The 19,392-nt window shown below is 69.5% G+C and carries 21 protein-coding genes; 12 read left to right on the top strand and 9 right to left on the bottom strand.

The genetic code is table 11. The annotated features are described in order from the left end of the window. Position 1: 1 nt before the first annotated feature. Genes OED01_RS08620 through OED01_RS08610 form a run of 3 tightly spaced genes read right to left on the bottom strand, consistent with a single transcriptional unit; the run spans position 2 to position 2,660 of the window. Positions 2-700 (bottom strand): alpha/beta fold hydrolase, encoded by a 699-nt coding sequence (locus OED01_RS08620; protein WP_264154873.1) that lies wholly within the window; start codon positions 698-700, stop codon positions 2-4. A 33-nt stretch (positions 701-733) separates the two neighbouring features. Further along, positions 734-1,369 (bottom strand): phosphoserine phosphatase SerB, encoded by a 636-nt coding sequence (gene serB, locus OED01_RS08615; protein WP_264154872.1) that lies wholly within the window; start codon positions 1,367-1,369, stop codon positions 734-736. 46 nt (positions 1,370-1,415) lie between these two features. After that, positions 1,416-2,660: a glucose-1-phosphate adenylyltransferase gene (locus OED01_RS08610; protein WP_264154871.1), complete on the bottom strand. Its 1,245-nt coding sequence runs from the start codon at positions 2,658-2,660 to the stop codon at positions 1,416-1,418. 46 nt (positions 2,661-2,706) lie between these two features. Here OED01_RS08610 and glgA point away from each other — a divergent pair, with 46 nt between their 5' ends. From glgA to OED01_RS08595, 3 genes are all read left to right on the top strand, one after another. After that, positions 2,707-3,891, top strand: coding sequence for a glycogen synthase (glgA, locus tag OED01_RS08605; protein WP_264154870.1), 1,185 nt, complete (start codon positions 2,707-2,709; stop codon positions 3,889-3,891). Positions 3,892-3,908: 17 nt separating this feature from the next. Then, on the top strand, positions 3,909-4,691 hold the full coding sequence (locus OED01_RS08600; RefSeq protein ID WP_264154869.1) for an ABC transporter ATP-binding protein: 783 nt from the start codon (positions 3,909-3,911) through the stop codon (positions 4,689-4,691). Between the two features lie 85 nt (positions 4,692-4,776). Further along, complete coding sequence (locus OED01_RS08595) at positions 4,777-5,034, top strand: type B 50S ribosomal protein L31 (protein WP_204939891.1); 258 nt, start codon at positions 4,777-4,779, stop codon at positions 5,032-5,034. Between the two features lie 61 nt (positions 5,035-5,095). Here the strand turns inward: OED01_RS08595 and OED01_RS08590 are convergent, their stop codons facing one another. Together OED01_RS08590 and OED01_RS08585 are read right to left on the bottom strand one after the other, a co-directional pair. Further along, entirely contained in the window at positions 5,096-5,392 is a 297-nt protein-coding gene (locus OED01_RS08590; RefSeq protein WP_264154868.1) for a hypothetical protein, read from the bottom strand. Between the two features lie 42 nt (positions 5,393-5,434). Then, positions 5,435-6,157, bottom strand: coding sequence for a 3'-5' exonuclease (locus OED01_RS08585; RefSeq protein ID WP_264154867.1), 723 nt, complete (start codon positions 6,155-6,157; stop codon positions 5,435-5,437). Positions 6,158-6,232: 75 nt separating this feature from the next. Here OED01_RS08585 and OED01_RS08580 point away from each other — a divergent pair, with 75 nt between their 5' ends. Further along, positions 6,233-7,138: an alpha/beta fold hydrolase gene (locus OED01_RS08580; RefSeq protein WP_264154866.1), complete on the top strand. Its 906-nt coding sequence runs from the start codon at positions 6,233-6,235 to the stop codon at positions 7,136-7,138. Here the strand turns inward: OED01_RS08580 and OED01_RS08575 are convergent. Continuing rightward, entirely contained in the window at positions 7,110-7,583 is a 474-nt protein-coding gene (locus OED01_RS08575) for an Lrp/AsnC family transcriptional regulator (protein ID WP_264154865.1), read from the bottom strand. The two genes, OED01_RS08580 and OED01_RS08575, sit on opposite strands and share 29 nt — an antisense overlap. 171 nt (positions 7,584-7,754) lie before the next feature. Here OED01_RS08575 and pdhA point away from each other — a divergent pair, with 171 nt between their 5' ends. Genes pdhA through OED01_RS08560 form a run of 3 tightly spaced genes read left to right on the top strand, consistent with a single transcriptional unit; the run spans position 7,755 to position 11,240 of the window. After that, positions 7,755-8,870 (top strand): pyruvate dehydrogenase (acetyl-transferring) E1 component subunit alpha, encoded by a 1,116-nt coding sequence (gene pdhA, locus OED01_RS08570; protein ID WP_264154864.1) that lies wholly within the window; start codon positions 7,755-7,757, stop codon positions 8,868-8,870. Between the two features lies 1 nt (position 8,871). After that, positions 8,872-9,882 carry an alpha-ketoacid dehydrogenase subunit beta gene (locus tag OED01_RS08565; protein WP_264154863.1) on the top strand — a complete coding sequence of 337 codons (1,011 nt, stop codon included), beginning with the start codon at positions 8,872-8,874 and terminating at the stop codon, positions 9,880-9,882. Further along, positions 9,879-11,240, top strand: a complete 1,362-nt coding sequence (locus OED01_RS08560; RefSeq protein ID WP_264154862.1) for a dihydrolipoamide acetyltransferase family protein — start codon at positions 9,879-9,881, stop codon at positions 11,238-11,240. The genes OED01_RS08565 and OED01_RS08560 overlap by 4 nt, the downstream gene beginning before the upstream one ends. Before the next feature lie 12 nt (positions 11,241-11,252). Here the strand turns inward: OED01_RS08560 and OED01_RS08555 are convergent, their stop codons facing one another. Next, positions 11,253-11,840, bottom strand: a complete 588-nt coding sequence (locus OED01_RS08555; RefSeq protein ID WP_264154861.1) for a TetR/AcrR family transcriptional regulator — start codon at positions 11,838-11,840, stop codon at positions 11,253-11,255. A gap of 98 nt (positions 11,841-11,938) precedes the next feature. Here OED01_RS08555 and OED01_RS08550 point away from each other — a divergent pair, with 98 nt between their 5' ends. The 5 genes from OED01_RS08550 to OED01_RS08530 are packed head-to-tail and all read left to right on the top strand — an operon-like array spanning position 11,939 to position 17,898. Further along, positions 11,939-13,492, top strand: a complete 1,554-nt coding sequence (locus OED01_RS08550) for a carboxyl transferase domain-containing protein (RefSeq protein WP_264154860.1) — start codon at positions 11,939-11,941, stop codon at positions 13,490-13,492. Next, positions 13,492-15,453, top strand: coding sequence for an acetyl/propionyl/methylcrotonyl-CoA carboxylase subunit alpha (locus OED01_RS08545; protein WP_264154859.1), 1,962 nt, complete (start codon positions 13,492-13,494; stop codon positions 15,451-15,453). The genes OED01_RS08550 and OED01_RS08545 overlap by 1 nt, the downstream gene beginning before the upstream one ends. After that, positions 15,446-16,594 (top strand): acyl-CoA dehydrogenase family protein, encoded by a 1,149-nt coding sequence (locus tag OED01_RS08540; RefSeq protein ID WP_264154858.1) that lies wholly within the window; start codon positions 15,446-15,448, stop codon positions 16,592-16,594. The genes OED01_RS08545 and OED01_RS08540 overlap by 8 nt, the downstream gene beginning before the upstream one ends. Positions 16,595-16,603: 9 nt before the next feature. After that, entirely contained in the window at positions 16,604-17,080 is a 477-nt protein-coding gene (locus OED01_RS08535; RefSeq protein ID WP_264154857.1) for a MaoC family dehydratase, read from the top strand. Next, positions 17,077-17,898, top strand: a complete 822-nt coding sequence (locus OED01_RS08530) for an HpcH/HpaI aldolase/citrate lyase family protein (protein ID WP_264154856.1) — start codon at positions 17,077-17,079, stop codon at positions 17,896-17,898. Before OED01_RS08535 ends, OED01_RS08530 begins: the two co-directional genes overlap by 4 nt. 24 nt (positions 17,899-17,922) lie before the next feature. Here the strand turns inward: OED01_RS08530 and OED01_RS08525 are convergent, their stop codons facing one another. Further along, a complete protein-coding gene (locus tag OED01_RS08525) occupies positions 17,923-18,510 on the bottom strand; it encodes a histidine phosphatase family protein (RefSeq protein WP_264154855.1) in 588 nt (195 codons plus the stop codon). Continuing rightward, positions 18,507-19,334 carry a Sir2 family NAD-dependent protein deacetylase gene (locus OED01_RS08520; RefSeq protein ID WP_264157942.1) on the bottom strand — a complete coding sequence of 276 codons (828 nt, stop codon included), beginning with the start codon at positions 19,332-19,334 and terminating at the stop codon, positions 18,507-18,509. The genes OED01_RS08525 and OED01_RS08520 overlap by 4 nt, the downstream gene beginning before the upstream one ends. Between the last annotated feature and the right edge of the window lie 58 nt (positions 19,335-19,392).

The following is a 19,392-nucleotide window of genomic DNA, read 5'->3' as shown; positions in this document are numbered from 1 at the left end:
ATCAGGCCGACTCGGACACGGCATCCAGGATCAGCTGGGACAGTCGGTCCGGAACGCTGAACTGCGGCCAGTGACCCGAGCCGATGCGGACCACGGTGACGTCGTCGATCGCACGGTACTCGTCGGCGAACGGCGGCCACTGCGTGAGCAGCGCTTCGACGGCGGGCTGATCCATGCCGCCCATGAGCATCGTGACGGGCACGCGATGGCGGTCACCGCCGAGACTGATCGGGTCGGTCGGCACGCGGGCCGGCACGCTCGCGGTCATCGGCGCCTTCCGCGCGCGCTCCTCCGGCGTGAGGTCGTGCACGTCCTCGTCGGGGAAGAACTCCCAGCCCGGGAACGGTACGACGCCGTCGACGGCGTCGAACTCCGAGATGCCGAAGCCCGGTGCCGGCGGTGCGGTGTCGATGAACACCACGCGAGCCACGCGGTCGGGCCGCGCATCAGCCGCGCCCCAGACGACGTTGCCGCCGCCGGAGTGCCCGACGAGCACCACGCTGCCCGTGAGCTCGTCGATGCGCTCGACGACGGCGTCGACCCAGTCGGCGATGCCGATGTCACCGGACTCCGCCGCAGGGAGGCCGAGCCCCGGCATGGTCAGGGCATGAACGCGATGACCGGCCGACTGCAGCGCGGGCGCCACGTCGTCCCACGATGACGCGTCCAACCAGAGCCCAGGTACCAGGATGATGTCCATGCCACGACGCTACGCGGGGCCTCGGACATCCCGCTAGGGCAGCAGAGGGATGACGTCGCGCAGGTCGACCCGTCCGACCACCAGGTGAGCCCGTTCGCGCACCGCCGGCTTCGCGTTGAACGCCAGGCCGAGTCCTGCGACCGACATCATCCGCAGGTCGTTCGCGCCGTCGCCGATCGCGATCGTCGCGCGATCGCGGACACCGAGCTCCCGCGCCCACTCCTGCAGGGAGGCGGCCTTCACCGCCGCGTCGACGATGTCGCCCTCGACGCGGCCGGTGAGCACGTCGCCGTCGACCTGCAGGCGATTCGCACGCCAGCGGTCGACGCCGAGGACCGGGGCCACATGGTCGAGGATCTCGTGGAATCCACCTGAGACGACGCAGACGACGCCGCCGCGTTCATGCACGGCTGCGGTCAGCTCCCGCACGCCGGGGGTCGGCTCGATGCGGTCGCGCACCCGCGCGAACGCGGACGTCGGCACCCCGGTGAGCGCCTGTACACGTGACCGCAGACTCGCGGCGAAGTCCACCTCGCCGCGCATGGCGGCCTCCGTCGCGGCCTGGACCTCTGGGCGCCGCCCTGCTTCGTCGGCGAGGAGTTCGATCACCTCGTCGCGGATGAGCGTGGAATCGGCATCGAGGACGACGAGGAAGCGCGCGGAACTCACGCGTGAAAGCCTAGGGCACACCGGCCGGCCGGCCGTTCGTCGCGCCTCAGCGGTCGATGCGCACGCCCTTGCCGACGACCGTGATGCCGGATTCGGTGACCGTGAAGCCGCGAGCGATGTCGCGTTCACGGTCGACGCCCACGGTCGCGCCGTCCTCGAGGATGACGTTCTTGTCCAGCACGGCGCGATGGATCCGCGCACCCTGTCCGACGTGCACGTGATCGAACAGCACGGAATCGGTGATCGTCGAGCCGCCTCCCGCCAGGGTGCCAGGGCCGACCACACTGCGTTCGAGGTGAGTGCCGGAGAGCACCGAGCCGAGCGACACGATCGAGTCGATCGTGTTGCCGATCCTGCCGACCGCGTCGCGGACGAACTTCGCCGGGGGAGCGTTGACGCTCTGCGTACGGATCGGCCACAGGGTGTTGTACAGGTTGAACACCGGCAGCGTGGAGATCAGATCCATGTGCGCGTCGAAGAACGAATCGATCGTTCCCACGTCGCGCCAGTAGGCGCGATCGCGCGGCGACGAGCCGGGGACGTCGTTCTGCTTCATGTCGTAGTACCCGGCCTCGCCGCGCTGCACGAAGTACGGGACGATGTCGCCGCCCATGTCATGCCCGGAGGTCGGCAGTTCGCCGTCGGCCTCGACCGCGGCGATGAGGGCGTCCGTGTCGAAGATGTAGTTGCCCATCGACGCGAGCACCTCGTGCGGAGAGTCGGCGAGGCCCTCGATGTCGGTGGGCTTCTCCAGGAAGGCGCGGATCCGACCGGATCCGTCGGGGTCCGCGTCGATCACGCCGAACTGGTTGGCCAGCGCGAGCGGCTGGCGGATGCCGGCGACCGTCGCCTTCGCGCCGGACGCGATGTGCGCCTTGACCATCTGACGGAAGTCCATGCGGTACACGTGGTCGGCGCCGATGACGACGACGATGTCGGGCTTCTCGTCGTTGATCAGGTTCAGGCTCTGCAGGATCGCATCGGCGGACCCCGAGAACCACCGCTTGCCCAGGCGCTGCTGCGCCGGGACCGAGGTGACGTACGAGTCGAGCAGCGCCGACATCCGCCAGGTCTGCGAGATGTGCCTGTCGAGGCTGTGCGACTTGTACTGCGTCAGCACGACGACCTGTCGCAGCCCGGAGTTGATGAGGTTGGAGATGGCGAAATCGATCAGGCGGTACTGGCCGCCGAAGGGCACAGCCGGTTTCGCCCGGTCGGCTGTCAGGGGCATGAGGCGCTTGCCTTCACCGCCGGCGAGAATGATGCCGAAGACCTTCTTTGGGACCGCCATGGCTCCACCATAGATCCCGTGAGCGTCCCTGTACTACCGTTCAGACATGCGCGTTGACATGATCACGAAGGAATATCCGCCGGAGATCTACGGCGGAGCCGGTGTTCATGTCGCGGAGCTCGTCGCGGCGCTGCGCAGCACGGTCGACGTGCAGGTGCGCGCTTTCGGCGCCGACCGCTCCGAACCGGGTGTGACCTCGTATCGGACGCCTGCGGAACTCGCCTCGGCGAACCCCGCGATCCAGACCCTGGGCACGGATCTCGGCATGGTCGGCGACATCGCAGGCGCGGATCTCGTGCATTCGCACACCTGGTACGCCAACTTCGCCGGACACCTCGCTGCGCAGCTGCACGGCATCCCGCACGTGCTGACCGCGCACAGTCTGGAACCGCTGCGCCCGTGGAAGGCCGAGCAGCTGGGCGGCGGCTACGCGGTCTCCAGCGGCATCGAACGACTCGCGTACGAGAACGCGTCCGCCATCGTCGCGGTCAGCGCCGGGATGCGCTCCGACATCCTCCGCAGCTATCCGCAGGTCGACCCCGCCAGAGTCAGGGTGATCCACAACGGCATCGACGTGCAGCAGTGGCGACCCGTCGAGAACCCTGCCTTCCTGGCTGGCATCGGGATGGATCCCGACCGTCCCTCCGTCGTGTTCGTCGGCCGGATCACACGGCAGAAGGGGCTGCCGTACCTGCTGCGCGCGGTCGCCGAGCTCTCGCGCGACGTGCAGATCGTCCTGTGCGCCGGCGCGCCGGACACCCCCGAGATCATGAGCGAGGTGCAGGGGCTGGTCCAGACACTGCAGCAGACGCGCGACGGCGTGATCTGGATCGAGCGGATGCTGCCGCGCGACGAGCTCTCGTCGATCCTGACGGCCGCCACGACGTTCGTCTGCCCATCGGTGTACGAGCCGCTCGGCATCGTGAACCTCGAGGCGATGGCGTGCGGCGCCGCCGTCGTCGGCACGGCGACCGGAGGGATCCCCGAGGTCGTCGACGACGGCGAGACCGGACGCCTGGTGCCGATCGAGCAGATCCAGGACGGCACGGGGACCCCCGTGGACGCCGAGAGATACGTCCACGATCTCGCTGCGGTGCTCGCCGAGGTCGTCGGCGATCCGGAGCGTGCGAGGAGCTACGGGGCCGCCGGTCGCGAGCGCGCCCGAACCCACTTCAGCTGGGCGGCGATTGCGGACACCACGCGGGACCTCTACCGGGAGCTCGTCGGCTGAACCGTTAGGCTGATGTCATGCCGAGTGCCCTGGATCTCTCCGATGTCGTCGTGCGCCGCGAAGGGCGGAACATCGTCGATCATGTGACCTGGCAGGTCGCCGATGACGAGCGCTGGGCGGTGCTCGGCCCGAACGGTGCGGGCAAGACCACGCTGCTTCAGCTGGCGGACACGCTCCTGCATCCGACATCCGGAACCGTGACCGTGCTGGGGGAGACGCTCGGTCGGAGCGACCTGTTCGAGGTTCGCCCGCGCATCGGGTTCGCCTCGTCGGCGATGGCCAAGCGCATCCCGCGCGACGAGACCGTGATCAACGCGGTGCTGACCGCTGCGTACTCCGTGATGGGGCGCTGGAACGAGCAGTACGAGAACATCGACGAGCGGCGCGCGCTGCGCGTGCTCGGTGAGTGGAAACTCGACCACCTCGCCGATCGTCTGTTCGGTTCGCTGAGCGACGGCGAGCAGAAGCGGGTGCAGATCGCGCGTGCCGTCATGACCGACCCCGAGCTGCTCCTGCTCGACGAGCCGACCGCGTCGCTGGATCTCGGATCGCGCGAGGAGATGTTGACGCTGCTGAGCGGTTTCGCCTCATCGCCGACGACGCCCGCGATGGTGATGGTCACGCATCACGTCGAGGAGATCCCGGTCGGATTCACGCACGTGCTGCTCATGCGCGACGGCGCTGTCGTCGCGCAGGGCCCGATCGCCGAGACGCTCACCTCCGAAGCGCTCACGGAGACCTTCGGCCTTCCGATCGCTCTGAGCGCGGATGCCGGTCGCTACGCGGCCAGAGCCGCCTGATCTGCTAAACTCGATCCTTGGTGCATCTGCACCCACAGACTTCCCTCGTCCCTGGCACAATCCAGGGCGCCACGTAAGGAATCCCATGAAGACTGACATTCACCCCGACTACCAGGCTGTCGTGTTCCGCGACCTCGGCTCGGGCGAGACGTTCCTCACCCGCTCGACGGTCTCGAGCGACAAGACGATCGAGCTGGACGGCGTGGAGTACCCCGTCATCGACGTCGAGATCTCGTCCGCGTCGCACCCGTTCTACACGGGCAAGCAGCGCATCATGGACTCCGCCGGTCGCGTCGAGAAGTTCAACCAGCGCTTCAAGGGCTTCGGCGGCAGCAGCAACTGACCCGATCCACGAGAAGGTCCCGGTTCCGTTTCGGAGCCGGGACCTTCGTCGTCCGCCGGTGTCAGTCCTGATCGACCTCGATCACGATGCGTCCGTCGGCGCCCATCACGCCAGGACCCTTGTCCGGTGTCGGTGCCGGCACGGACGAACGCTGCTGGCGGTCGCGCTCCTGGCTGGCCTCGTGCGCGCTCGGCGACCACACTGCGTCGAACACCCCGACGAGGCCGCCGCTGGCCATGCCTCGATACTTCTCCTCGGTCGGCTTGCGGGAGAACACGTGGCGCAACCCGGTGAACAGCAGCACCGGGATCATCCCGAGCACCGTCGCGATCGACAGCCAGCCCGCGAACTCGTTCATGCGTTCAGCCTAGGCAGATCACCGTCGCCGCGGCATCCGTCCTCAGGCGGACTCCGCGCCGTCGCGCACCGGCCAGGTGCCGTCGATCGTCTCCTCCGCGTCGATGCGACCGATGCTGATGAAGTACTCGGTGAGGCTCTCGGCCTGGGTGCGCGCCCACCCGATCTGCCGGGTGTGCAGCTCGGTTGCCGACGGCGGCAGATCGAATCGGCGTGCGAGCGCCTGCGCGACCCGGCCGGCGGCGATCGCGTCGGCCGAGGCCTCGTGCGCGCCGTCGAGCGTCACCGAATAGTGCTCGGCAACGACCTCGAGGGTCCGCTTCCCCCGGCGGTACCGGTCGACGGCCTTGTCGATGACGAGCGGATCGATCACGGGGGACGGGTTCTGCAGCGGCTCGATGCCGTGGCGCAGGCACTCGTGAAACAGCAGTGAGAAGTCGTAGGACGCATTGTAGGCGACCACCGGCACGCCCTGCGCGAGCAGCGCGCGGAGGGAGCGGGCGATCTCGGCCACGACGTCGGCCGACGGTCGTCCGACGCGTCGGACGTGCTCGGTCGTGAAGCCGTGGATCGCCGCGGCCCCGTCGGGGACGGGGATGCCGGGGTCGGCGATCCAGGAGCGGGCCGCGATCTGCCGTCCCTTGGCGTCGAGCACGCCGACGTGGGCCGTCACGATGCGATCCGTGCGGACGTCCACGCCGGTGGTCTCGAGGTCGAAGACACCGACGCGGGTGAGCCAGTCGGGAAGCGTGGTCTCGTCGGTCATGATCTTCACGGTAGGACGAGGTTCCGACATCGCCGCGGCGGCGCTCCGCGGTGCGGCGCCCGTAGACTCGGAATCATGTCATCGCCGTACGCCGACCGTCTCAACGCCCTGCCCGTAAGACGGCGCGAGGTCGAGGTCGCCGGCGGAACGACCGCGTACTGGGAGTACGGCGTCGAGGACGGCGCGGAGGCGGATCGACCGACCGTCATCGCCGTCCACGGGTTCCGCGGCGAACACCATGGGCTCGAGCCCGTTCTCGCCTACCTCCCCGACCTCCGCGTCCTCTCACCCGACCTGCCCGGCTTCGGCGAGACGGCGCCCCTGCCAGGGGGGACCCACGATCTCGACCGGTACGCCGACTGGCTCACCGCCTTCGCCGGGGCCGTCGCCCCGGGTGCGGTCATCCTCGGTCACTCGTTCGGTTCCATCGTCGCGTCGGCGGCGGTCGCGCGCGGACTCGAGACCCCGCAGCTGATCCTCATCAACCCGATCGGTGCGCCGGCGCTGGAAGGTCCGAAGGGCCTCATGACGCGGCTCGCCGTGCTCTACTACGCGCTGGGAGCGAAGCTTCCGGAACGGCTGGGCACCGCGCTGCTGCGCAACGGGCTCATCGTCAGAGTCATGAGCATCACGATGGCGAAGACGAGCGACCCCGAGTTGCGCCGCTTCATCCACGCGCAGCACGACACCTACTTCTCCCGCTTCGCCGATCGGGATGTGCTCAAGGACGCGTTCGTCGCGAGCGTCTCGCACGATGTCCGCGAGTTCGCGCCCGAGATCACCGCGCCGACGCTGCTGGTGGCGGCGCAGCAGGACGACATCACGCCGATCGAGGCGGAACGCCGCCTCGCGACCCTGTTCCCGGATGCGCAGCTCGTCGAGATCGCCGACGTCGGCCATCTCATCCACTATGAGACCCCCGCCGAGGCCGCCGGTGCGATCCGGCGCTTCCTCAGGCTTCCCGTCGTGCGAGGCCGATGAGCCCGGCGACCCGATAGGGGATCACCTCGCCCATGGCCAGGGAGGTCTCCGTGCGATCGACGCCCTCGATCGACAGGATCCGAGCATCCGTGTCGAACAGATGGCGCGCGTCGCGGCACGCGACCCTCGCCAGCAGATCGATGGATCCGCTCAACCCGTGCACCTGCAGGATCTCGGGAATGCGTGCGAGTTCGGTCGTGATGCGGGGGAGCTCGGTCTGCCGGAGTCCGATGCTGATGAAGGCCTGCAGCGGGAAACCCAGCACCTCCGGGGAGTACGCGCGCTCATAGGAGAGCAGTACTCCGGTCTGCTCCAACCGAGCCATCCGCGCCTGGATCGTGTTCCGCGAGAGCCCGAGCCGTTCGGCGAGAGCGACGATGGTGGCGCGGGGATCGTCGGCGAGGACGGTGAGAAGCTCGAGGTCGATGCGGTCGAGGGTTGACATAGTGCCAAACGGTAGCACCTCGAAGACCATCGAATGTGAGCAACATGCTCAACGCAGGCCGAGATGCTTGAGCGAGGTGATCACCGGACGTAGCCTCGAAGAAGCCGATGACGATGTCGGCGCCGTGCAGCAGCGCCCCCACGAGGGGCGACGCGACCGAGGAGGACGAAGATGTCACCGCAGACCACTCCGATCACCGATACCGCTCAGGACCTCGAGCTCGTCGAACGCCTGATCGCGCCGGACGGCACACGCCTGAGCCACCCCGACCTGGATCGTTTCGTCGCCGATGTGGACGCCGCTCAGCTGCGTGCGCTGCACAGGGACATGGTCGTCCTGCGTCGCATCGACGCCGAGGGCTTCGCGCTGCAGCGTCAGGGCCAGCTCGGCCTCTGGGCACCCTGTCAGGGACAGGAAGCCGCCCAGATCGGCACCGCCCGTGCCCTCGCCCCTCAGGACTTCGTCTTCCCCAGCTACCGCGAGACCGGCGTGATCATGGCGCGCGGTGCGGAGCCGGCCGACTTCGTGCGCACGTGGCGCGGTGAGGAGGGCGCGGCGTACGACCCCGATCGGTTGCGCTGCGCACCCATGCAGATCATCATCGGCGCGCAGAGCCTGCATGCCGTCGGCTATGCCATGGGCATCCAGCGCGAGAAGACCGACGAGGTCGCCGTGGCGTACTTCGGCGACGGCGCGACCAGCCAGGGCGACGTCAACGAGGCCATGATCTTCGCCTCGTCGTACGGCGTCCCCGCGGTGTTCGTCTGCCAGAACAACCACTGGGCCATCTCCGAACCGGTGTCGGTGCAGTCGCGGTACCCGATCGCGGGTCGTGCCCCCGCCTTCGGCATCCCCAGCCTCCGCGTCGACGGCAACGACGTCCTCGCCTGCCTGGCTGCCATGCGCTGGGCGCTCGACCACGCGCGAAGCGGCAAGGGCCCCGCGTTCATCGAGGCCGTCACGTACCGGATGGGTCCGCACACGACCGCGGACGACCCGACGCGCTACCGCGACCCCGCTGAGCTGGAGGCCTGGCGCACACGCGACCCGATCGCGCGGCTGGAGGCGTTCCTGACGGCGCGCGGCGAGCTCGACGACGCTCAGATCTCCGCCGCCCAGGCCGATGCCGACGCCGCGGCACGCGAGATGCGAGCCGCGTGCATCGGCATGGTGACGCGCGAGCCGCTCGCGGTCTTCGACGGCGTCTACGCCGAGCCGCATACCGGGCTGGCCGATGAGCGCGCCGCGTACGCCGCCTATCTGCGCTCCTTCGATCAGGAGGCCTGAGATGACCGAGATGACACTGGGCAAGGCGCTCGGCGCCGGGCTGGCGCAGGCGATGCGCGACGACGACAAGGTCGTCATCCTCGGTGAGGACATCGGACGACTCGGAGGCGTGTTCCGGATCACGGACGGCCTGATCGACGAATTCGGCGCCGCGCGCGTGATCGACACGCCGCTCGCGGAGTCCGGCATCGTCGGCACGGCCGTCGGTCTCGCGTTCCGGGGGTACCGCCCGGTCGTCGAGATCCAGTTCGACGGGTTCGTCTACCCGGCGTTCGATCAGATCGTGTCGCAGGTCGCCAAGCTCCATTACCGCACCCAGGGGCGGGTGAAGATGCCGATCACGATCCGGATCCCGTGGGCCGGGGGCATCGGAGCGGCCGAGCATCACTCCGAATCCCCTGAGGCGTACTTCGTGCACACCGCAGGCCTCAGGGTGATCGCGGTCTCGAATCCGCAGGACGCGTACCGGTGCCTGCGGCAGGCGATCGCGAGCGATGACCCGGTGATCTTCTTCGAACCCAAGCGGCTGTACCACCACAAGGGCGAGGTCGACCTGGAGTCACCGCTCGCGGACACGGTACCGATGGGGCTCGCCCAGGTCGTCCGCCGAGGGTCGGACGCGACCGTGCTGACCTACGGGGCGATGGTCTCGACCGCTCTGGATGCCGCGGCCGCCGCCGAGGACGACGGCATCGACCTCGAGGTCATCGACCTGCGCTCGCTCTCGCCCGTCGACTACGACACCGTCGCCGCGTCCGTGCGCCGCACCGGCCGCGTCGTGGTCGTGCACGAGGCGTCCCGGGAGGCCGGGGTCGCCGCCGAGGTGATCGCGAGCGTCACGGAGCGCTGCTTCGAGTACCTCGAGGCCCCGCCGCTGCGCGTCACGGGTCACGACATCCCGTACCCGCCCGCGAAGCTCGAGAAGCACCATCTGCCCGACCTGGACCGCATCCTGGACGCCGTCGACCGCGTCCTCGACCGCCCGAACAGCATGACGGAGGCAGGCGCATGAGCACCGATTTCCGACTCCCCGACCTCGGCGAGGGGCTGACCGAGGCAGAGATCGTGCAGTGGCTGGTCGCACCGGGGGAGACCGTGGCGCTCAACCAGACGCTCGCGGAGGTCGAGACGGCCAAGGCGATCGTCGAGCTGCCGTCCCCGTACGAGGGCGTCGTCGCCGCGCTGCACGCCGGCGCCGGTGACACCGTTGCCGTGGGCGCACCGCTGATCGCGTTCGACCTCGAAGGCGAAGAGACCCCTGAGACACCCTCGGACGAGGGGACGGCTGCGGCTCCCGCGGCTGCCGAGCCCGCCACGCAGGCGAACCTGGTCGGCTACGGTGCGGCCCCGACCAGCGGATCGCGACCGGCGCGGCGAGCCCGCAGATCCGGCGGCACGGAGACGCCCTCCGTCGACACCGCGGTCCTGGAGGCGGCGCCGCACGACGTACTTCCGACAGGTCCCGTCGAGACCGTCCAGGGGGAGCGGCCTCGGTCGACGCCCCCGGTGCGCGCGCACGCCAAGCGGCTCGGCGTCGACCTCGTCCTGGTGGCCGCCGAGGTCGGCGATCGGCCGATCACGCGGGCCGACGTCGATGCATATGCCGAGCGCGTCTCGCCCGCGGTCGCGCACCCCGAGAAGGCTGCGGCCCCGGCTGCCGTCGACGGTGAGCGCGAGACCCGGATCCCGATCCGCGGCGTGCGCAAGCACACGGCGGAGGCGATGGTCGCAAGCGCATTCACGGCTCCGCACGTGACGTGCTTCCACACCGTCGACGTCACCGAGACGATGGAGCTCATCGCCTCGCTGCGCGAGGATCGTGCACTGTCCGGTCACCGAATCGGCCCGCTCGTCGTGATCGCCAAGGCGGTCTGCCTCGCACTCGGACGCACGCCGGGGCTCAACGCGCGGTGGGATGCCGAGGCGGGCGAGATCGTGCAGCACCACTACGTGGATCTCGGCATCGCGGCGGCCACCGAGCGCGGGTTGATCGTTCCGAACATCAGGGACGCCGATCGGATGTCGCTGATCGGACTCGCCGACGCGCTCACGGCGCTCACCGAGACCGCGCGATCGGGACGCACCTCGCCGTCCGACCTCGCCGGAGGGACGTTCTCGATCACCAACATCGGCGTGTTCGGCATCGACGCCGGTACGCCGATCCTGCCGCCGGGACAGTCCGGCATCCTCGCGGTCGGCGCGGTGCGACCGCAGCCCTGGGTGCATCGCGGCGAGCTGGCTGTGCGTCAGGTGATGACGCTGAGCCTGTCGTTCGACCATCGCGTCGTCGACGGTGCGGAGGGGGCCCGATTCCTGAAGGACGTCGCCGACATCCTTCAGCAGCCGGGACGCGCGATACTGATGGCCTGAACGCAGGCCCTGTCAGGCCGTCAGCGCCGCGTACGCCATGTCGGCGAGCACCGCGGCGGTGGCGGCCTGACCGCGTGCGGCGGAGCGCGTGCTGTGCGGCGTGGAGTTGATCAATCCGAAGCCCGCCTGCACGCGCAACCGCAGCTCGTCCGACGGGACCGACCGCAGCCCGGCGAGTGCCGTCATCCACAGATCGATGTACGCGCGCTGCAACCGGCGCACGTCGGCTCGGTCGGCATCCGACAGGTGCGGGAGGTCCCGGTCCTGGACACGGATGACGTCGGCATGCCCGAGCGCGAAACCGACGTGGAACCGGATGAGCGAGCGGATGCGCTCCTCGTCGTCTGAGGCGGCTTCGGACACGGACGTCCCGCCGGAGACGAGATCCCGGCTGACGCCGACGAGGAGTGCGCCGAGCAGCGCCTGCTTGCCGGCGAAGTGCCGGTACACGGCCGGACCCGATACCCCGACGGCGGCCCCGATGTCCTCCAGGCTCACACCGGAGAAACCGCGTTCGGCGAACAGTGTCGCCGCGGCCGTGAGAAGCGCCTCGGAGCGCTCGGCTTTCGCGCGATCGCGCGCGGTGATCGGGGTTGCCATCTCAGTTAATGCTCGCTAACCTAAATGAACGGGTTAGTGAACACTAACCGACCCGCACGGTCGGGCACCAGTTTTCGTGGGTCGAGGAGGACGTCACGATGTCAGAGACGCAGCGCGAGCTTGCCGAACGTCTGCGCGACAGGCTCGCCGAGGCGGCGCTCGGCGGCCCTGAGGCCTCCCGTCGCCGGCACGTGGAACGCGGCAAGCTGCTGCCTCGCGATCGGGTGGCTCGGCTGCTCGACGAGGGGAGCCCCTTCCTCGAGGTGGCTCCGCTCGCTGCCCACGGACTGTACGACTCGGAGGTCCCTGGTGCCGGAGTCATCGCCGGCATCGGCCTCGTCCAGGGGCGCCACGTGATGGTCGTCTGCAACGATGCGACCGTCAAGGGCGGCAGCTACCTGCCGATGACGGTCAAGAAGCACCTCCGCGCGCAGGAGATCGCCCTCGAGAACCGGCTGCCGTGCCTGTACCTCGTCGATTCGGGCGGCGCGTTCCTACCCAAGCAGGACGAGGTGTTCCCGGATCGGGACCATTTCGGGCGGATCTTCTTCAACCAGGCGCGGCTGTCCGCCGCCGGCATCCCGCAGCTCGCCGCCGTGCTCGGCTCCTGCACCGCGGGAGGCGCCTACGTCCCGGCGATGAGCGACGAGACGGTGATCGTGCGCGGTCAGGGCACCATCTTCCTCGGCGGCCCGCCGCTCGTGAAGGCGGCCATCGGTGAGATCGTCTCCGCGGAGGAACTCGGCGGAGGAGAGCTGCACGCCCGTCGCTCCGGCGTCGTCGACCATCTCGCCGAGGACGACGAGCACGCTCTGGAGATCCTGCGGGACATCGTGGCGACGCTCCCCGTCGCGCCGGGGCAGGCCTGGGACACGATCGACACGGTCGATCCGGATGAGGACGGCAGCCTCTACGACGTCGTCCCCGTGGACGTGAACGCGGCCTACGACGTCCACGAGGTCATCGTGCGCCTCATCGACGGCGGTTCCTGGCTGGAGTTCAAACCCGAGTACGGCACGACGCTTGTCACCGGGTTCGCACGACTGCACGGGCATCCGGTCGGGATCGTCGCGAACAACGGAGTCCTCTTCAGCGAGTCGGCCCTCAAGGGGGCCCACTTCATCGAGCTCTGCGATCAGCGCGGCATCCCGCTGCTGTTCCTGCAGAACATCACCGGCTTCATGGTCGGGTCGGAGGCCGAAGCCGGAGGCATCGCGAAGGACGGCGCCAAGATGGTCACCGCCGTCGCGACCACCAGGGTGCCGAAGCTCACGGTCATCATCGGCGGATCGTTCGGAGCCGGCAACTACTCCATGTGCGGTCGCGCGTACTCGCCGCGCTTCCTGTGGACCTGGCCCGCGAGCCGCATCTCCGTGATGGGCGGGAACCAGGCGGCGTCCGTTCTCGCGACCGTCAAGGACGACCAGCTCACCGCACGCGGCGAGTCCTGGACGGCGCAGGAGCGGGCCGCATTCGAGGAGCCCATCCGCACGCAGTACGAAAGCCAGGGGGAGCCCTACTACGCCACGGCGCGGCTCTGGGACGACGGGATCGTCGACCCCGACCGGACCCGTGACCTGCTCGGCCTCGCCCTCGACGTCGTCGCCCGACCCCCACTGCCCGCGTCGGGCTTCGGCGTGTTCCGGATGTGATGCCCGTGTACTCGTCAGTGCTGATCGCCAACCGCGGGGAGATCGCTCGCCGCATCATCCGAACGCTTCGCACGCTCGGGATCCGCAGCATCGCGGTGTACTCCGACGCGGATGCCGAGGCGCCGCATGTCCGGGAGGCGGATGACGCCGTGTGGATCGGCCCGTCGCCGGCATCGGACTCCTACCTGCGGATCGACGCCATCATCGATGCAGCGCACGAGAGCGGGGCCGAGGCCATCCATCCGGGTTACGGGTTCCTGTCCGAGAGCGTGGAGCTCGCCCGAGCCTGTGCCCAGGCGGGGCTCGTGTTCATCGGTCCGGGTGTCGAGGCGCTGGAGATCATGGGCGACAAGGCCAGGTCCCGCGCACACGTGTCGGACCGCGGGGTTCCGGTCGTCCCCGGTTTCGACGCATCAGGACTCTCGGATGCCGAGATCGCCGGACGTGCGGCCCAGGTCGGCTATCCGCTGCTGGTCAAGCCCAGCGCGGGCGGTGGCGGCAAGGGCATGGAGATCGTACGGGAAGCCGCCGGTCTCGCGCAGGCGCTCAGCTCCGCACGCCGGGTGGCCGCCGCATCCTTCGGTGACGACGCCCTCGTGCTGGAGCGCCTGATCGGCCGACCGCGCCACATCGAGGTGCAGGTCTTCGGCGACATGCACGGAACTGTCGTGGCCGTCGGCGAACGCGAGTGCACCCTGCAGCGTCGTCATCAGAAGGTCATCGAGGAAGCACCGGCGCCGGGCATCGCGGACGTGGTGCGCGAGCGGCTGTGGAGCGAGGCGGTCCGGGTCGCGGCGAGCGTCGACTACGTCGGTGCGGGGACGGTCGAGTTCCTCATCGACGCGGATGCCGCCGACGAGGTGTTCTTCATCGAGATGAACACGCGGCTGCAGGTCGAGCATCCGGTGACCGAAGCGGTCACCGGGCTCGACCTCGTCGAGCTGCAGCTGCGTGTCGCCGCGGGGGAGGCCCTGCCGGAGATCCCGAGGGCCCAGGGGCACGCCTTCGAAGCGCGGGTCTACGCCGAGTCGCCCGAGCGCGGCTTCCTGCCGTCGACAGGGACGGTGCTGCGCTTCACCGCGCCTCGCGCCGTCCGGGTGGACGCCGCGATCGAGACAGGTTCCGAGATCAGCGGGTTCTACGATCCGATGATCGCGAAGGTCATCGCGCGCGGCGCCGATCGTGCTGCCGCTCTCGAGCGCCTCGATGCCGCGCTCGCGAGGACCGTCGTGCTCGGCGTCGAGACCAACATCGCGTTCCTGCGAGCGCTGTGCGCAGATTCCCGTGTGGCCGCCGCCGACCTCGACACCGGCCTGATCGAGACCCTGCTGCCGTTCGAGGCGCCGTCGCCGTCGACGACCATGCTGGATGCCGCGAGAAATCACGTGCAGCGCGAGAAACCGGCCCGGCACGCGTTTCTCGGGCAGCAGGTGGTTTCTCGCGCCGGCTCGGCGTGGTCAGCGCTGCCCGGCTGGCGGCTGAGCGGAACGGATGCGGCGGACAGCAGCCCCGCGTTCCTCACCGACGACGGCGACGTCCTCCGCGCCCCTGCGTCCTCGTCGAGCGACGAGCGCAGCGAGGAGTCGAAACGCGTCCGCGTCGACGCAGCGCTCGCCCCGGACGGGGCCGTATGGGTCTCTGAGCTCGGTCGCACCGCCACGCTTCGTCCGCTCACTCGGCGGCAGCTCATGGAGCGCCGTCTGGCCGCGCGGCATCCGGAGACGGCTGCGACGCATCCGGAGGCGCGCGCGTCGATGCCCGGCAGCGTCGTCGCCGTGCACGTCGCGGACGGAGCACGCGTGCAGGCAGGAGAACCGATCGTCTCGATCGAGGCGATGAAGATGGAGCACCCGGTGCTCGCGCCGCACGACGGCACGGTGCACCTCCTGGTCGCGCAGGGCGACCAGGTGCGACGCGACCAACCCGTCGCGCGCGTCGAGGCGGAGGAGAGCCATGACTGACCTGACCGAAGAAGAGCGCGAGCTGGCCGCGATGGTGCGCGATTTCGCGGACACCGTCGTCGCGCCGCAGGCCTACGAGGCCGACCGGACGCACACGCTGAACATGGACGTCGTCCGGCAGATGGGCGAGCTCGGACTGTTCGGCCTGCCGTTCCCCGAGGAGGTGGGCGGGCAGGGCGGCGATCTGATGGCGCTCGGCCTCGCGATCGAGGCGCTCGGACGGGTGGATCAGTCCATCGCGATCACGCTCGAAGCGGGGGTGAGCCTCGGTGCCATGCCGGTCTTCCGTTTCGGCACCGACGCCCAGCGGGAGGCGTTGCTGCCGGATCTGCTGGCCGGACGCGCTCTCGCGGGCTTCGGGCTCACCGAGCCGGAGGCCGGCAGCGACGCCGGCGCCACCCGCACGACCGCACGGCGCGAGGGCGGCGAGTGGGTGATCAACGGCGCGAAGCAGTTCATCACGAACTCCGGCACGCCGATCACGAGGTTCGTGACGGTGACGGCGGTGACGGGGGAGCGCGACGGCCGCAAGCAGATCTCGACCATCATCGTCCCGAACGGGACGCCGGGGTTCACGGTCGAGCCGCCGTATGACAAGCTCGGCTGGCGGGCATCCGACACGCATCCGCTCACGTTCGTCGACGCCCGCGTCCCCGAGGAGAACCTGCTCGGCGAGGAGGGCCGCGGGTTCGCGAACTTCCTCAGCATCCTCGACGAGGGGCGCGTCGCGATCGCGGCCCTCTCCGTCGGTGCAGCGGAGGGTTGCCTCGAACAGGCGACCGCGTACGCCCGCAGCCGCACCGTGTTCGGCGCGGCGCTGAGCACACGTCAGAACGCCCAGTTCACCCTTGCCCGCATGCGGGCGCGCGTGCACACCGCCCGGCTCGCCTGGCACCACGCGGCCCGGCTGCGTGACGCCGGGAAGCCGTTCGGCGAGGAGGCCGCCATCGCGAAGCTCGTCGCGGGCGAAGCGGCGATGGACAATGCGCGCGATGCCACCCAGATCTTCGGCGGCAACGGCTTCATGGACGAGTTCCCGGTGGCCAGGCACTACCGCGACTCGAAGATCCTCGAGATCGGCGAGGGCACGACCGAGGTGCAGCTGCTCGTGATCGCCAGGGCACTGGGCCTGGCCGGGTAGCGTGGAGCCATGACCGTGATCGTGCAGCGTGGGCTGTACTACGAGGAGTTCGACCTCGGCGCGACGTATCTGCATCGGCCGGGTCGCACCGCCACAGAGGCCGACAATGTGCTGTTCACCACGCTCACCATGAACACGCAGGCGCTGCACCTGGATGCCGCGTACGCCTCCACCCAGGAGTTCGGGCGTCCGCTGATGAACTCGATGTGGACGCTGTCGACGATGGTCGGCTCATCGGTCGCTCAGCTCACGCAGGGGACGCTGGTCGCGCAGCTCGGGCTGAGCGACATCCGGTTCCCGCATCCGCTGTTCGCCGGCGACACGCTGTACACGGAGAGCGTCGTGACCGACAAGCGGCTCTCGTCCTCCCGGCCTGGGCAGGGCATCTGCACGGTCGCGCACACCGGCCGCAACCAGGACGGAGAGATCGTCGCCACCGCGACGCGGACCGTGCTCGTGCACTGCCGTCCTGAGGGGGAGCGATGACATTCGATCTCGGACCCGCGCTGCTGTTCTGTCCTGCGGACCGTCCGGAGCGGTTCGCGAAGGCGCTCGACCGGGCGGATGCCGTCATCCTCGACCTCGAGGACGCGGTCGCACCTGCGGACAAGGCCGCCGCACGCGGCAACCTCATCGACGCGCATGTCGACCCCGACCGGGTGATCGTGCGCGTCAACGCAGCGGATTCGGGCGAGTTCGCCAGCGACCTGGCGACGCTGTCGCAGACCGACTTCCGCACGGTCATGGTCGCGAAGGCGGAGGACCCTGCGGCCCTGGAGGCCTTCGATCCGCGGTTCTCGCTCATCGCGCTGTGCGAGACGGCACGGGGCGTGGCCGCGGCCGACCGTCTGGCCGATCATGAGCGCGTCGTGGGCCTCATGTGGGGGGCCGAGGATCTCGTGGCCTCGCTCGGCGGCACGTCCAGCCGCGGCCAGGACGGACGGTACCGGGACATCGCCCGATTCGCTCGCTCACGCGTCCTGCTGGAAGCGGGCGCGCGCGGCAAGGCCGCGATCGACGCGGTGCACATCGCGATCGACGACCTCGCAGGGCTCGCGGAGGAGGCATCGGATGCCGCGGCGAGCGGATTCTCCGCCACGGCATGTATCCACCCAGGTCAAGTGGCGGTGATCCGCGGCGCCTATCGGCCGGAGCCCGCCGAGGTCACCTGGGCCGAAGCGGTGCTGGCCGCTGCCGTCGGCGAACGAGGCGTCTTCCGCTTCGACGGCAGGATGATCGACGAGCCAGTGCTGCGTCACGCTTCTTCGCTCGTCGAGCGAGCGAATCGAGCCGACACGCGCTGAATGCGGGCTCCGCGTGCCGCGGATCTACGGAGCCGACACGGTCTCCAGGAGCCGCAGCACGTCGGGCGACGCCTCGAAGCGATGCACGGAGCCGTTGGCCAGCGGCACGCCGACCAGCGGCATGGTGCCGCCGGACGCGTGGTCGAGCAGCGAGCGGATCACACCGCCGTGCGCCACCACGATCACGGATTCGGCGACGGGAGCAGAGCGGCGGCGTGACTGTCTGGCGATGACGTCGAGCGCTCCGAGAGCACGGTCGCGCACCTGGGCGAAGGTCTCGGCTCCGGGGACGTCGGCATGCCAGTCCCCGTAGCGGTCGAGGTAGTCGGCGACCAGCATCCCCTCGGCTTCACCGAACTCGCGCTCGCGCAGGTCCGTGACGAGCTCCGGCTCACCGAGTCCGATCCGTTCCGCGATGATCCGCGCCGTCTCGTGTGCGCGGACGAGCGGGCTGGCGTAGATGGCGTGGTGCGTGCCACCGGACAGCGCGGCGGCCGCTTCGAGCGCGTGGCGGCGACCGGTCTCGTTGAGTGGGATGTCGGTGGACCCCTGGATGCGGCGGTCGAGATTCCAGTCCGTCTGGCCGTGTCGGACGAGGGTGATGAGAGTCACTGCAGCTGCTCCTGGATCGCGGGGATGATGTCGCTCGTGCCGCCTGCGAGCGTCACGTCCGCCCAGGCATCCGCTCTGGTCGGCTCGCGATTGATGATGATGAGAGGGATACCGCGGCGTCTGGCGCGTTCGACCAGCCGCACACCGGAGTTCACGACGAGCGACGAACCGGCGACGATCATCGCCGAGCTGCCGCGCAGCAGCGATTCGGCCGCACGGAAGCGATCGGCGGGAACGTACTCGCCGAAGAAGACGACATCGGGCTTCAACATTCCGCCGCACACGGTGCACGTCGGCACGACGAACCCGTCAGCCGTCTCGGGCGTCACGTCGCCGTCCGGATTCAGAGGGATGTTCTCCGGGACCGTGATCCAGGGATTGCGCTCCTCGATCTGCGCGGCGACGTCCCGGCGGTCGAACACCTGGCCGCACTGCAGGCACAGGACGCGGCGCATGGTGCCGTGGACCTCGATCACATGCGAGCTGCCTGCGCGCAGATGAAGCCCGTCGACGTTCTGCGTGATGACACCGCTGACGAGTCCGTCGCGCTCCATCTCTGCCAGAGCCAGGTGACCGGCGTTCGGCGCCGCCCGAGCGAACGCGCGCCAGCCGAGGTGTCCGCCGATCCAGTAGCGACGGCGAGCGGATTCGTCGGCGAGATAGCGCTGTGCCGTCATCGGATCCGCACGCACGGGTGCGCCTTCGCCGCGATAGGCGGGGATGCCGGAGTCCGTCGAGATCCCGGCCCCGGTGAGCAGCGCTATCCGCTTGCCCTGCAGCAGTTCCACGGTGCGCGCGACGCCGTCGGCCAGATCGGCAGTCATCGTCACGCTCACGGAACCTCCCTGAGTGAGTCTACGGCGTGTCGACGGTGCCGAGCGG

It is taken from the genome of Microbacterium sp. M28, assembly GCF_025836995.1.
GTDB lineage: Bacteria > Actinomycetota > Actinomycetes > Actinomycetales > Microbacteriaceae > Microbacterium.
The sequence above is the reverse complement of the archived record's forward strand: the minus strand, read 5'-3'. Positions and strand labels throughout refer to the sequence as shown.

Excerpts from the sequence above, each read along its gene's own strand:
- OED01_RS08620 (WP_264154873.1), bottom strand. The coding sequence starts at position 700 with ATGGACATCATCCTGGTACCTGGGCTCTGGTTGGACGCGTCATCGTGG.
- OED01_RS08610 (WP_264154871.1), bottom strand. The coding sequence starts at position 2,660 with ATGGCGGTCCCAAAGAAGGTCTTCGGCATCATTCTCGCCGGCGGTGAA.
- glgA (WP_264154870.1), top strand. The coding sequence starts at position 2,707 with ATGCGCGTTGACATGATCACGAAGGAATATCCGCCGGAGATCTACGGC.
- OED01_RS08600 (WP_264154869.1), top strand. The coding sequence starts at position 3,909 with ATGCCGAGTGCCCTGGATCTCTCCGATGTCGTCGTGCGCCGCGAAGGG.
- OED01_RS08595 (WP_204939891.1), top strand. The coding sequence starts at position 4,777 with ATGAAGACTGACATTCACCCCGACTACCAGGCTGTCGTGTTCCGCGAC.
- OED01_RS08590 (WP_264154868.1), bottom strand. The coding sequence starts at position 5,392 with ATGAACGAGTTCGCGGGCTGGCTGTCGATCGCGACGGTGCTCGGGATG.
- OED01_RS08585 (WP_264154867.1), bottom strand. The coding sequence starts at position 6,157 with ATGACCGACGAGACCACGCTTCCCGACTGGCTCACCCGCGTCGGTGTC.
- OED01_RS08580 (WP_264154866.1), top strand. The coding sequence starts at position 6,233 with ATGTCATCGCCGTACGCCGACCGTCTCAACGCCCTGCCCGTAAGACGG.
- OED01_RS08575 (WP_264154865.1), bottom strand. The coding sequence starts at position 7,583 with ATGTCAACCCTCGACCGCATCGACCTCGAGCTTCTCACCGTCCTCGCC.
- pdhA (WP_264154864.1), top strand. The coding sequence starts at position 7,755 with ATGTCACCGCAGACCACTCCGATCACCGATACCGCTCAGGACCTCGAG.
- OED01_RS08565 (WP_264154863.1), top strand. The coding sequence starts at position 8,872 with ATGACCGAGATGACACTGGGCAAGGCGCTCGGCGCCGGGCTGGCGCAG.
- OED01_RS08560 (WP_264154862.1), top strand. The coding sequence starts at position 9,879 with ATGAGCACCGATTTCCGACTCCCCGACCTCGGCGAGGGGCTGACCGAG.
- OED01_RS08555 (WP_264154861.1), bottom strand. The coding sequence starts at position 11,840 with ATGGCAACCCCGATCACCGCGCGCGATCGCGCGAAAGCCGAGCGCTCC.
- OED01_RS08550 (WP_264154860.1), top strand. The coding sequence starts at position 11,939 with ATGTCAGAGACGCAGCGCGAGCTTGCCGAACGTCTGCGCGACAGGCTC.
- OED01_RS08545 (WP_264154859.1), top strand. The coding sequence starts at position 13,492 with ATGCCCGTGTACTCGTCAGTGCTGATCGCCAACCGCGGGGAGATCGCT.
- OED01_RS08540 (WP_264154858.1), top strand. The coding sequence starts at position 15,446 with ATGACTGACCTGACCGAAGAAGAGCGCGAGCTGGCCGCGATGGTGCGC.
- OED01_RS08535 (WP_264154857.1), top strand. The coding sequence starts at position 16,604 with ATGACCGTGATCGTGCAGCGTGGGCTGTACTACGAGGAGTTCGACCTC.
- OED01_RS08530 (WP_264154856.1), top strand. The coding sequence starts at position 17,077 with ATGACATTCGATCTCGGACCCGCGCTGCTGTTCTGTCCTGCGGACCGT.
- OED01_RS08520 (WP_264157942.1), bottom strand. The coding sequence starts at position 19,334 with ATGACTGCCGATCTGGCCGACGGCGTCGCGCGCACCGTGGAACTGCTG.